This is a genomic window from Synechococcus sp. R3-13, from assembly GCF_047462195.1.
Taxonomy (GTDB): Bacteria; Cyanobacteriota; Cyanobacteriia; order Thermostichales; family Thermostichaceae; genus Thermostichus.
Window position 1 is genome coordinate 1 of the sequence record NZ_JANSIO010000321.1, and the last position, 12,680, is coordinate 12,680.

At 57.4% G+C, this 12,680-nt stretch carries 8 protein-coding genes and 1 riboswitch; of the genes, 6 read left to right on the forward strand and 2 right to left on the reverse strand.

Going from position 1 to position 12,680, the window contains the following annotated elements:
- Window positions 1-315: 315 nt before the first annotated feature.
- Both NW856_RS09965 and NW856_RS09970 read left to right on the forward strand, forming a co-directional pair.
- A complete protein-coding gene (locus NW856_RS09965; protein WP_414356811.1) occupies window positions 316-909 on the forward strand; it encodes a hypothetical protein in 594 nt (197 codons plus the stop codon).
- Window positions 910-993: 84 nt separating this feature from the next.
- Window positions 994-2,529 (forward strand): S10 family peptidase, encoded by a 1,536-nt coding sequence (locus tag NW856_RS09970; protein ID WP_414400070.1) that lies wholly within the window; start codon window positions 994-996, stop codon window positions 2,527-2,529.
- A gap of 158 nt (window positions 2,530-2,687) precedes the next feature.
- Window positions 2,688-2,829, forward strand: a riboswitch (cyclic di-AMP (ydaO/yuaA leader).
- Window positions 2,830-3,129: 300 nt separating this feature from the next.
- On the opposite strand, the gene NW856_RS09975 is transcribed toward NW856_RS09970, so the two are convergent.
- On the reverse strand, window positions 3,130-4,743 hold the full coding sequence (locus NW856_RS09975; RefSeq protein ID WP_414400072.1) for a cysteine--tRNA ligase: 1,614 nt from the start codon (window positions 4,741-4,743) through the stop codon (window positions 3,130-3,132).
- 340 nt (window positions 4,744-5,083) lie between these two features.
- On the opposite strand from NW856_RS09975, the gene NW856_RS09980 reads away from it, so the two are divergent.
- From NW856_RS09980 to NW856_RS09995, 4 genes are all read left to right on the forward strand, one after another.
- Window positions 5,084-6,766, forward strand: a complete 1,683-nt coding sequence (locus NW856_RS09980; protein WP_414400074.1) for a LysM peptidoglycan-binding domain-containing protein — start codon at window positions 5,084-5,086, stop codon at window positions 6,764-6,766.
- Window positions 6,767-6,873: 107 nt separating this feature from the next.
- Complete coding sequence (locus NW856_RS09985) at window positions 6,874-8,199, forward strand: FIST N-terminal domain-containing protein (RefSeq protein WP_414350947.1); 1,326 nt, start codon at window positions 6,874-6,876, stop codon at window positions 8,197-8,199.
- A gap of 81 nt (window positions 8,200-8,280) precedes the next feature.
- The gene (locus tag NW856_RS09990) at window positions 8,281-9,813 is read left to right on the forward strand and encodes a leucyl aminopeptidase (RefSeq protein WP_414343704.1); all 1,533 of its coding nucleotides are present in this window, start codon (window positions 8,281-8,283) and stop codon (window positions 9,811-9,813) included.
- 202 nt (window positions 9,814-10,015) lie between these two features.
- Window positions 10,016-10,873: a DnaJ domain-containing protein gene (locus tag NW856_RS09995; protein WP_414400075.1), complete on the forward strand. Its 858-nt coding sequence runs from the start codon at window positions 10,016-10,018 to the stop codon at window positions 10,871-10,873.
- A gap of 103 nt (window positions 10,874-10,976) precedes the next feature.
- On the opposite strand, the gene NW856_RS10000 is transcribed toward NW856_RS09995, so the two are convergent.
- On the reverse strand, window positions 10,977-12,500 hold the full coding sequence (locus NW856_RS10000; protein ID WP_414400076.1) for an AAA family ATPase: 1,524 nt from the start codon (window positions 12,498-12,500) through the stop codon (window positions 10,977-10,979).
- Between the last annotated feature and the right edge of the window lie 180 nt (window positions 12,501-12,680).

The following is a 12,680-nucleotide window of genomic DNA, read 5'->3' on the forward strand; positions in this document are numbered from 1 at the left end:
GAATTGCCAGGGGCCGTTTGGATTGGAGAAGTGACAGGCTGGGATCCGCAGGGAACCGTCTGGCTGAAGGACGGGCAGGCCCTCAGCCGTCAACAAGCCTTCCAGCATTTCTGAGAGAAGTTGTGCTGCAGGATGGCCACCCAAACTGCCAACAGTTGAAAACAAATCGACTTGTGGGAGAAAACAAGCCCTAGGAAGGATTCGATAACCTAGAAGTGGAGAGAAGCTGAGACAAGGAAGCAAATTGACTTGGAATAGCTTCAGGCAACTGCTCAGAACTCGGCAGAACTTGGAGAAGCATTGGAGACTCTACTCATGAAAGCTATCTTAACAGCAGCCATTCTTGGCCTGGCCGGGATCCCTGCGTTGGCCCCCTTGCCGAGTTCGGCTCAGCCGCTGTTTGAATTGGGTGCCTACCGTCTTGAACAGGGGACGATTATCCCGGTCGGCAGCCTGAGTAGCGAAGGGCCGCAATACTTTTACCCGGACACCGTTTATCCCCTGGAAGTGGCCGTTACTCAGAACATTTTTGACAGCCAGGGGCGCTTGGTGATCCCGGCGGGTAGCCGCATTTTTGGACAGATGGAACCTGCACCGGGCGGATCCCGCTTTGTCGGCACTTCCATTGTTCTCGGCGGTCGTACCTACAGCCTGCGGGCTTCCTCCAACATCCTCCACGACGAAAAGGATCCCCGTCAGTATTCGGCTGAGGCCATTGCTCAAGATGCAGCCATTGGGGCAGCCGCAGGGGCCATTTTGGGGGCGATCACGGGCGGAGTCTCGGTGGGCAATGTCTTAGGAGGCGCCGTGACCGGAGTGGTGGTGGGCAATGTTACCGCTCCCCAGGTGGTGGTGCTGCGCCCCGGCCAATCTTTCAATCTGACCTTGGAAGCTCCGCTGACTTTGTGAGGTGCCGTTTGGAGATTCCTCTGGGAGTGTTGAGGGTCGGCAACTTGTGATTCACTGGGGATCAGACTGCGGATCCCTGTTTTCATGGCTACTGAATCTAAGCCCACTTCCCCCCTCTCCTCCACCGAGCACAGGTTTACGGCTGGAGAGGAGAGCTTTACCTACCAAGCGCTGGCCGGTTGGCAGACCCTTTTCCAGCGGGAAAAGCCGGTGGCCGAGATCTTTCACGTCGCCTATCTAAAGCAAGACTCCGCCTCTCAGCACCGCCCTCTCACTTTTGTGTTCAACGGTGGGCCTGGGGCAGCTTCTGCCTACCTGCACATGGGAGCGCTGGGGCCCAAACGGATTGGCTTCGGGCCCAACGGCAGTTTGCCTCCCTCCCCGGTGCGGCTGGTGGACAATGCCGAAAGCTGGCTGCCCTTTTCCGACCTGGTCTTTGTCGATCCGGTGGGGACGGGGTTCAGCCGCGCCCTGCCCAAGGATTCTCAAGACCCCAAAGATTCCCGGGAGAAATCCGATCCGGCATCCAAGCCCCCTCAGCCGGATGCTAAGGCGGAGGAGCCTCCTAAGGAATCGCCCTTCTGGGATGTGGAGCGGGATTTGCAATCCTTGGGAGAATTCATTCAGGGCTTTCTTTCCCGATACAAACGCTGGCTTTCCCCCATTTTCATTGCCGGCGAGAGTTACGGTGGGTTTCGGGTGGCGCGGCTGGCCAAGGAGCTGCAATCCAAGTTTGGCGTGGGCCTGTCGGGGGCCATTCTCATCTCGCCTGCGATTGAGTTTGGGTTGCTGGAGACCAACGATTACAACCTCAGCACCTGGGCAGCCCTTTTCCCTTCCTATGTGGCCACAGCAGCCCATCATGGACGGTGTGGCTGGGGGGAGGATTTGCAGATCCTGCTGCCCAAAGCAGAACACTTTGCCCGACAACGTCTGCTGCCCCTCTTGGCCATGGGGGAGGCAATGCCAGAGGCAGAACGGCAAGCGGTGTATCAGGAAATGGCAGCAGGGATCGGCCTATCTCCAGAATATGTAGCCCACAAAGGCGGGCGGATCGATATCGCCAGTTTTGCCCGCGAGCTGTTGCGGTCGCAGCGACTGGTGCTGGGGCTCTACGATGCTTCTGTAACCACGGTGGATCCCTTTCCGGATCGGCCTACCTTTGAGGGATCCGATCCCACCTTGGATGGGATCGATCGCCTGTTCACGGCAGCCATCAACAGCCACTTGCGAGAGACCTTGCAGGTGGAAACGGAGTTGACCTATCACCTACTGAACCTGGAGGTGTTCAAGTCCTGGCGGTTCACCCCAAAAGGAGAGTTTAAGCAAGGATTCATCGGGGCAATGGACGAGCTGCGCAGCAGCATGGCCCTCAACCCCCACATGCGGGTGAGCATTCATCATGGTTTTTACGACCTGGTCACGCCCTACTTTGCCTCGAATCACCTGGTGGATTTGATGAAGTTGGATCCGCGGTTGAAGGCCAACCTCACCCTACGTCATTATCGCGGCGGACACATGTTCTACACCTGGAATCCCTCGCGATTGGAGTGGTTTACAGAAATGCGTGCGTTCTACTCAAAAACGGCTTCGGGCTCAGAGTTGCAAACTCTGCGCTAAGCAACTGGAGGATTGAGGCTCTTGGAAGCCTTAGCCGAGAGACTTGCCACAGCAGGTTTGCATATACATTGCATATACATATATTGATAAATATATTGATAAAATTGGATAAAATTGCATTGCCTTGACATCGAGAATCAGCCCTGATAGCATCTAGCCATGTTGGCCAGCCTAATCCTGTTCAGTTTTTGAACAAGAGCGGGGGAACCATTTCGGGGGCTTACTCTGAGCAAACGCCAGGGAGAGCATCTCTTAGCTCTAGCCCGTCAGCTAACCCCGTCGGCACTAAGAGGTGGCTACAGAGCTGTACGTCTGCCCTAGAGGGATTTTGCGTACATCGACTGGATGCCTTATCACGAACTGAGGAATCACGCCTTGGATTTCTTGGAAAGATCTTACAAGTCATAGCCTGAAAGTGACAGCCCAACCAACGGGCTCACTTTTATGGTTACAAGTTAGGTTGAGACACTTCCCGACTGCTCTGCGCCGCTTCCGCAACCACCCCCGGCCCAAGGAAGAGAAAAGCTGGGAAGCAAGGCAACGGGACAGTTTCACTCTTGACTTGAAGTGACTATAGGTCTGAGAAGTGCTCCGCAACCCCTATTCTCGCAGCCAACGGGTGGTGCCATCTTTTTGATCGATGAGGGTGATGCCGAAGGCTTTCAACTGATCCCGAATGCGATCTGCCTCTGAAAAGTTTTTCGCCTTACGGGCTGCCGAGCGCTGCGCAATCAGCTCCTCGATCTGCTCTTCTCGGATGAGTTGGTTCTCTCCCTTTTCAAAGTGAAGTTCCCCGTTTGTAGCTGCTTCTGTGGATCCCTCGAATTCGGAGAATGAGGGCCAACAGAATCCCAGAGTAGCCAAAATCTCCAGCAGAGCGGCACTTTTTTGCCTCAGGGCCTGGGGCTCCAGATGGGTTTGGCCTTGATGGGTGAACAGGTTGTGTTCGCGGGTGAGTTCTTTGGCCAATTCAAAGGCGACAGCCAGCGCTCCAGGGGTGCCAAAATCATCGTCCATGGCAGCTTGGAAGGTTTGCATTGCCTCAGCATCAGGGGATCCCTTTTCTCCTTTGCAGAATTGCTGGGCACAGTGGATCCCTTTCTGGAGGGTTTCCCAGCCACGGCTAGCCGCCTGCATGGCTGCCTCGGTTAGATCTATGGGGCTACGGTAGTGGGTCTGCAACAGAAACAGCCGCAAGGCCATGGGGTGATAGACGGCGAGGGCCTGTCGCAGGGTGGTGAAGTTGCCCAAAGATTTGGACATTTTCTCGCCGTTGATGTTGAGAAAACCGTTGTGCATCCAGTACTTGGCCATCGGCTTGCCGGTGATTGGCTCCGATTGGGCCAGCTCATTTTCGTGGTGGGGGAAAATCAAATCTGCCCCGCCGGCGTGAATGTCGATGTGATCTCCCAGGGTCTCCCGCACCATGGCGGAACATTCGATGTGCCAGCCCGGTCGCCCCCAACCCCAAGGGGAGGCAAACCCCGGCTCAGAAGGGGGGGCCGCTTTCCAAAGGGCAAAGTCGAAGGGATCCTGTTTCTCAGCTCCTTCTTCTCCTACCCGGCCACTGGCTCCCGCCTCCATCTCCTCCAGTTTTCGACCGGATAGCTGGCCGTAATCCGGGAACTTGCGGACAGAGTAGTAAACAGAGTACTGAACAGAGGCGGGGGTCTCTGGCTGGTGTCCCGCTTGCAGGAGGGAAGACGGGTCGGTCTGGTGTCGAATCGGATCCCGTACCCGGTAGGCAAAGCCTTTGAGCTCCAAAGATTGGATCAACTGGAACATGGCTTGCAGCGATTGCGTTGCCCTCGGGTAGAGATCGGCCCGCTTGATGTTCAGGCAATCCATATCTCGAAAATACTCGGCGATGAAGCGTTCCGCCACCGCCTGCATCGATTCGCCACGTTCCAACGCCCGCTTGAGGATCTTGTCGTCCACATCGGTAAAGTTCTGCACATACTTCACTCGGTAGCCGCGCCACTCCAGGTAGCGACGCACCATGTCCCAAACCACGTAGGTACGCGCATGGCCGAGGTGGCAGAGGTCGTAAACCGTTACACCACAGACATACATCCGCACCAGGGGCTTCTCCCCCGCAACCGGAGCTGCGGATCCCTGGGAATTGCCGACGGAAACGGATTGAGATCCACCTGCTGCCAGCGGCTGAAACACTTCCTTGCGGCGAGTCAATGTGTTACAGACAACCAAATCCATGGGTATCCCTAGTTTGTAGTTTCAGCTACAGCAAAACAGGCTTTGTCTTCCAAAAAAAGACGATGGCGCACTTTGTCTTGAATCGGATGAGGCTCGACAAAATCTCAACGAGCCAAGGGCTGGAACCATTGTGAGGCAAGCATTGTGGCTGAAATTACCTGCCAAGACTTGTCTAGATTTGTTAACTACGGTACTCTAACCTGAGTGCGAGCCAGCCTGTTCATTAGCGAGCTCCACCCCGGCTTGAGTCACCCCTGGGGTGCTCGGTGCCAAGGGGCTTATGCCCCTCATTTTGACATCTTCTTCTCTTGCACTCTAGTGTCAGCCTGTTGGTGTGAGGATGCCTTTAAAACCCACTTTCCCCAATCCCCAAAACGGGGAGCTGGATTTCCGCGGTGCTGCCGTGAGCACCCTTTCCCCCCCACCCCCAAAGGGCTCGGCAGGGATCCCTTCAGAACAGTCCTGGACTTCTGCGGATTCATCTGCCGAGGAAGCCTATCTTCTGGAGTGGGCTCCAGCCCCTCTCTCTGGGCGGTCGAAGCCAAGATGGATTGGTTTGGCCCTCTCTCTCAGCTTAACGGGCCTGGTATGGCTTCTGAAGCTGGAGGCGGATCCCTGCGCAGAAGCTGGGGAAGAGCAGCTGCCGGCCACCCCCAGGTGCCCAACCGAGCCTGAGACAGCCCATCCAGAGCCGGGGGATTCTGCTCCTGCGCGTCGGGGATATCCGGCTTGGGCCACTGGTCTTTTGCTGATGCTGGGCTTGGCCGGAGTCGCTACCCTACAGCAGCGACAGTTGAATCGCCCCCTGTCTCCGGCGGTAGAGCCGATCCCACCCTCTGTGCATACGCTATCTGGCGCTCTGCAGCAAAACTACGAGCGGAAAAAGGAGCAGCTGCGCCAAGCCTTCGCAGAAGGGCGAATCCCGACAGGAGAAGGGCCCAGAGGCATTCTGGAGCATGAAATTCAGCCGGGGGAAACCCTCTGGCAACTGACCCAGATGTATCAGCTCGACGCGGCTGCCATCACCGTCTCCAATGGTATTCAGGCCAGTACTGAGCTGAAGCCGGGGCAAGTTCTCCTCATCCCCAGCCAGCCGGGATTGATCTACACCGTCAAGCAGGGAGACACACTGGAGGACATTGCCAACCGCTACCGAGTTCCCCAGCAGCGGATTATCGAAGCGACTCCTCTGGATCGCCCGGAATATCTGCGCATTGGCCAACGCCTGCTCATCCCCGGCGATGTGGGCGAGTTGATCCAGCGTCAGAAGGAGATGATCGCTGCCCAGAAAGCTCGCGAAGAGGAAGAGCGCCGCCAGCAAGAGGAGGAAGCCCAACGCCAAGCCGAAGCCCAAGCTCGATTACAGGCGGAGCAGCAACGCCGGGCCCAGCAAATGGAACAAGAACGGCAGGCCCTCTTGGCCGGTGGATCCCTGACCCACACAGTTGGAGCCGGTGACACCATCGAACGGATCGCCGCCCGCTATGGGGTAACTCGGCGATCCATTATTCAAGCCAACAACTTGCGCAATCCCCACTGGCTGCGCATTGGCCAACGCCTTACGATTCCGGCGCCGGGTACGCAGCCCACCCCAGCTCCCGCCCGACAGGCTCCGCCAGCGCCCCCTCCAGCCCCTCCCCAGGTTCGCAGCAGTGGGTTTGTCTGGCCGGTCTCCGGGCAAATCACCTCTGGCTTTGGCTACCGTCGCGGTCGCCTTCATGCAGGGGTAGATATTCCTGGCCCCGTGGGATCCCCCATTGTAGCCGTTCAGGAGGGAGTGGTGATCTTCGCGGGGAATGCTGGGGATGGCTACGGCAATCGAGTGGACATTCGCCATCCCAACGGAATTGTTACTCGCTATGCCCACGGCCATCAGATTTACGTTTCCACAGGCCAGTACGTGCAGCAGGGGCAGACAATCATGAGCCGCGGCAGCACTGGCTGGAGCACAGGGCCGCATCTGCACTTTGAAGTCCGCCCCGGCGGGGGCGCGCCTGTGGATCCCCGGCCCTATCTGCCCTGATCCTGTCCCAAAGCGAGACTACACAGAACAGCCAGCCTGGCCATAAATTGCTAGCCTAAAGACAGCTAGCCTAAAGACAGCAAACTCCAGACCGTAGGAACACGCCGATGCAGTGGGTGAACGCGCTCTCCCAGCTCCCTTCCCTAGAAGCGGCTCTGCGGCAGGTGGTGGAGGAAGCCAAGGCCAAGCTTCAGGCAGCCCAACTGAAAAGTGTCCTGAGTCGGCAGGTGCAGACGGTGGGATCCGGCAGCTTGCCGGGGCTGCTGACGGGGTATGTCCCCTCTCAGCCGCTGCGGCCCAACCTGGGGGTTTTGTTTGTGTCGGCGGCCTTTGCCAGCGAATACATCCGGGTGTTGCCATTGCTGTCGGGGCTGCTGGAGGTGGACGTTTTGATCGGCTGCTCCGGGGGTGGCATTGTGGGTGGCGGGCATGAAATTGAGGATGGCCCGGCTCTCTCCTTGTCTTTGGCGGTTATGCCGGAGGTGGTGCTGCATCCTTTTCATCTGCGGGGGAACCAATTGCCAGACTTGGATGCGGCTCCTTCTGCCTGGGTCGATTGTGTTGGGGTTTCGCCGCAGAGCAAGCCTCATTTTCTGCTCTTGGCCGATGGATTTTCCTCTGGCATCTCAGAGTTGCTGCAGGGGTTGGATTTCGCCTATCCGGGATCCGTCAAAGTGGGGGGATTGGCCAGTGGGGGCCGCGGCCCTCGGGGCAATGCTCTGTTTTTGCTGGATGCGCGTACCTCCACACCTCGGCGGGAGCTGTATCGAGAGGGCACAGTGGGGTTGGCGCTCTACGGCAATGTGGTGCTGGATGCAGTGGTGGCCCAGGGGTGTCGCCCCATTGGGGATCCCTTGCGGGTGACGGAAGCAGAGGGGAATGTGATTCTTGGCTTGGAGGGTCGCCCTCCTCTAGCGGTTTTGCAGGACTTGGCAGAGCGGCTCAGTCCCGTGGATCAGCGATTGGCCCGCCACTCTCTCTTCATCGGCCTGCTGATGGATGAGTTCAAGTCGGAGCCGACGCCGGGAGATTTCCTCATTCGCGTAATCTTGGGCGTTGATCCGCGCGTGGGGGCGCTGGCCATCGGGGATCAGGTGCGCCCTGGCCAGACGGTGCAATTTCATCTGCGGGATGCCCAGACTTCGGCAGAAGATCTGCGTTGGGCCCTCAGCCGCTATTGTGCCGAGCGCAACTTGAGGCAAAGCCCCTCTCAACCGAGGCCGGAGCCTTGTGGGGCGTTGATGTTCTCCTGTTTGGGGCGAGGCAAGGGCCTGTACGGCACTCCCGATTTTGACTCGCAACGGTTTCGGGAATTGCTTGGAGAGCTGCCCTTGGGGGGGTTCTTTTGCAATGGTGAGATCGGCCCCGTTGGGGGATCCACCTTTTTACACGGCTACACTTCCTGCTTCGGGATCTTCCGGCCCGCCCACTAGAGGGGGGATCCCTTGCCCTGAGAGCCGGCAAAATTAGATAAACTGAGGATCTGCTGTCAACAGCTTGGTCAAGGGTTTCTCATGCAGCTTCATCTTAGCGAGCCGCCACTCACTCAAGGGGAATGTGCCCTGGTCTATTGCTTTGCCGCTTCCGGCGGGAATGGCCGCTTTCCTCTGCCCCCTGAGATCGCCTCTTGGGATGAAAAGGCGTGGTCGGGGCTGGTGGCGGAAACCGTTCAGGAGCAGGGGTTTCAGGGGAAGCCGAATAGCAGTGTTGCCCTGCGCCTGACAGGAGAGATCCGCAAACTGGTGTTGGTGGGGCTAGGGGATCCCGCGGCCCTAACGCTAGAAGCCCTACGACGGGCCACAGCCAACGGCCTGCGCCAGGCTCACAGCTTAAAAGCCAAGCAGGTGATGCTGTCTTTGCCGGAGACGGGGTTGGATCGGGTGCGTGGGGTTCAGGCGGTGGCCGAAGCCTGCCTACTGGTGGCGCACCGGGACAATCGGTTCAAATCCTCAGCCAAAGGGGAAGAGGAAAACAGCTTTTCTGTGCAGGAAGTAACCCTTTTGGTGCCGGGGCTGGCCCAGGCCCGTTCTGACTACGAGGCCGCGCTGCGGCGGGCCATTGAGATGGCCGCAGGAACCATCTTGGCTCGGGAATTGGTGGCTGCCCCCGCCAACATTGTGACTCCTCTTGCCCTGGCCGATACCGCCCGCCAACTGGCCCAGGAATATGGCCTAGAGGTGGAGATTCTGGGACAGGAAGAATGCGAAGCTCTGGGGATGGGGGCTTTTTTGGGTGTGGCCAAAGCCTCTGATCTGCCGCCCCAGTTTATCCACCTCACCTACAAGCCGGCACAAGGGGATCCTGTTACCAAATTGGCCCTGGTGGGCAAGGGGCTGACCTTTGATTCCGGTGGGCTGAACATCAAAACCGACTCCCGCAGCATCGCCATGATGAAAACCGACATGGGGGGAGCAGCGGCAGTTTTGGGAGCTGCACGGGCCCTAGCCGCCCTCAAGCCGCAAGTGGAGCTGCACTTCATCGTCGCCGCCACGGAAAACATGATCAGCGGCCATGCCATCCACCCAGGGGATATCCTCACCGCTTCTAACCAGAAGACCATTGAGGTCAACAACACCGATGCAGAAGGCCGCCTCACCTTGGCAGATGCCCTGGTGTTTGCGGAAAAGCTGGGCGTTGATGCCATCCTCGATCTGGCTACCCTGACCGGTGCTTGTGTGATTGCTCTGGGGGAAGAAATTGCCGGCTTGTTCACCCCAGATGAGACGCTGGCCCAGGAGCTACAGCAGGCTGCCAATCTTTCCGGCGAAAAAATCTGGCGCCTGCCGCTGGAGGAAGGCTACTTCGAGGGTCTCAGCTCCATTGTGGCCGACATGAAAAACACTGGTCCCCGCTCAGGGGGATCCATCACCGCTGCCCTGTTCCTGAAGCAGTTTGTGGAGAAAACCCCTTGGGCCCACCTGGATATAGCAGGCCCCGTTTGGACAGAGAAGGATGCAGGCTACAACAACAAAGGGGCCACCGGTTATGGGGTGCGCACCCTGGTGGAGTGGGTCTTGGCGCGGCAAGCCGCAGCAGCTTGCTCATAACCCCGCCTTTCTGGACGTTGGGCCTTGAAAAAGCATCTACTGAGGGAGGAGCCAAGGGCTGCTTGGCTGGAGCTGTCCGCTCCCTAAAATAGGCTTAAAAAAGAGTCTAGGTATTGAGTAGCACTTTGCAAGGCTTCCCCTCTGAGAATAGGATCCCTGCATTAAAGTAGCCGGCACAAGGCCTCCTGCGCGGGATCCTCCCATGAAAGACCTTTACCGCGAGCTGGAATTACAGCCCAATGCAACTTTAGAAGAAATTAAAGAGAGCTATAGGCGGCTTGCCAAAGAATACCATCCCGATAAACTTCACCCAGATACGCCTGTTAAAGCGCGGCAGTACATTGAGGAAAAGTTTAAGTCTATTCAGGAGGCGTACTCGATACTGAGCGATCCTGTGAAGCGAAAAGCCTATGACTCCCAAAGACTTTCCCAGACTTCGTCCACGAAAGGGAGCGGGCATGGCCAAGACTTGAAAGCGGAACGCAGCTACAGCACCCAAGACGGCAACCCTTGGCCCTTTGACTTCGACAAGATAAAGGAAGCCGCAGAAGAGATAGAACGTCGCAAGAAAAATATCGAGGCCAACTATAACCAAAGAGTAGAGCAAGTTAAGTCTGAGTTAAGGAGAAACTTGATCTCTATCGGAATAAAACAAGAGGAAGCTAAAATTGATCATACCTTTGCCACCAAAAGTGACACTATACTGGGTGCCCTCTCGCTTTTAGTCCTGAGCTTGTTCATTGGTGCCTTAAGTAGCTCAATCGGGCTTGTGCTCTTTCTAATCTCAGTTATTAGTCTTTTTATGGCCATTTTTGATAAAGGATATAGCAAGTCGCAAGTTGAGAGCGCTAAGAAGCTACAGGAAGAGGCAAAATCAGTAATAGCCCAGATGGAGAAAGATAGGAACTCGAAGCTTTCCCAGCTTGAGCTTCACTGTAGAAGTAGGATCGATCATTTTAAAGCTGTCCCTATCGAATCTATATCCCCATTTTATAAGTGGGCTGAGTGGGGAGGATCAGCTATTTTTGCTAACTGCAATGAAGGAAAAGGCAGATGCTAAAAGCCTAGAAGAAAACTTGAAGATAGCGGCTGGAGTTGCTGTGGGTATTGGCATACTAGCCGCCTTATTTGGGCTGGGAGGTGGATTTCACCCATTCTGAATCTCAAGAAGAGGCAAAACACTGCTTCATCTCCTGCAGCACCTGGGCATCTTGAGAGGCCGTTCTCGCGCCCGCTTGAGCAGCCCAGCACTTAAGACTCTCGATTTGGTCGCGGGCAATCGAGGCCAAAGGCACGGTTTCGCGGATGGCCTGCAGGATATCCTCTTGGGTAAAGTCCCGCCGGGCGCCGCTGCCACTGCCCCCAAAGGCGTTGTACATGGCATCTACGATGGCTTGCTCGATCTCGGCCCCGCTGAAGTCCTGAGCTGTGGCTGCCAAGGCTTCCAGGTCGAACTCCCGCAGGCGGCTGGGGCGCAACCGCTGCAAATGCACCCGGAAGATCTCTTTGCGCTCAGCGTGGGTGGGCAGGTTCAAGAAGAAAATCTCGTCAAAGCGGCCCTTGCGCAACAGCTCTGGCGGCAGCAGCGGCACGTTGTTGGCAGTGGCCACAATGAAAACGGGGCTGGTCTTCTCCTGCATCCAGGTAATCAGGCTGCCAAACACCCGGCGGCTGGTACCAGAATCTCCATCGGCACTGCTGGTGATGTTGCCAAAGGCTTTGTCGATTTCGTCGATCCAAAGCACGCAGGGGGCCATCGCCTCTGCCAGTTGGATCATCTGCCGCACCCGGCTTTCCGACTCGCCGACGATGCCGGCAAACAGCCGCCCGGCATCCAATCTCAGCAGGGGCAGCCGCCACTCATTGGCGATGGTCTTGGCGGAGAGGGATTTGCCGGTGCCCTGGATCCCGACCAGCAGCACGCCCTTGGGGTTGGGCAGGCCATAGCGACGCGCCTCTTCGGTAAAGGCTTCTTGCCGCACTCGCACCCAGGCCTTGAGGTTATCCAGGCCCCCCACACTTTTGAGGGTCTCGCGGGCGGTGAAAAACTCCAGGATGCCGGTTTGGCGGATGGCCTGCTTTTTTTCCTCTAGCACCAGGTCGATATCGGCTTCATTGACCTCCTGCTTGGCGGCCAAAGCGCGGGCCAAAACGCGGCGGATACGTTCTCGGCTCAGCCCTTGACAGGCTTTGACCAGTTGCTCGCGGGCCAGAGGGGTAAGCTTGAGCTTATCTGGAGCCACATAGAGCTGGATGAGGCGGCTGATCTCTTCGCTGTTGGGCAGGGGAATATCGACGACGGTGATCTCCTCCGTCAGGTCGCTGGGCACTTCCAGGGTGTGGCTGAGCAGGATCAGCATCTTGCGGGTGCGCTTGAGCTCGCGGCTGAGGTTTTTCAGCTCCCGGATGATGGGAGCGTTTTTGTCGCTGGTGGCGTTGCGCAACACAAAGTGCAGATCCCGCAGCACAAAGAGAGTGTCCTCGTTGGGGGCAGAGCGCCACACCCGCCCCAGAGCTGCCATGATGGAGCCCCGATCCTCGCCTGTATCTTGCCAGCCCCGCACCAAGTCCCAGAACAACAATTGCCGCGGTGGGTCTGTCCGTCTGGCTACTTGGGTTAGCACGGCATCGGCAGGCTCTTCTTCTGGAGAGACCAAGTAAACCAGGGGGTAGCGGGCCCGGATCATCAAATCCAGCTCTGTCACCAGCCCTGCTTGCAGCTCCGCCGGGATCTCGACCAGGGCAGGATCCCTGCTGTCTGGATTTGTTTTTCTTGCGGCTTCTGTCATCGCCTCTGGAGTTTAGAACATCCTTACTTCATCTTCCTCTCACTTGTTCAGCTTACTAGCGCAGGAGCCCCGCACTGT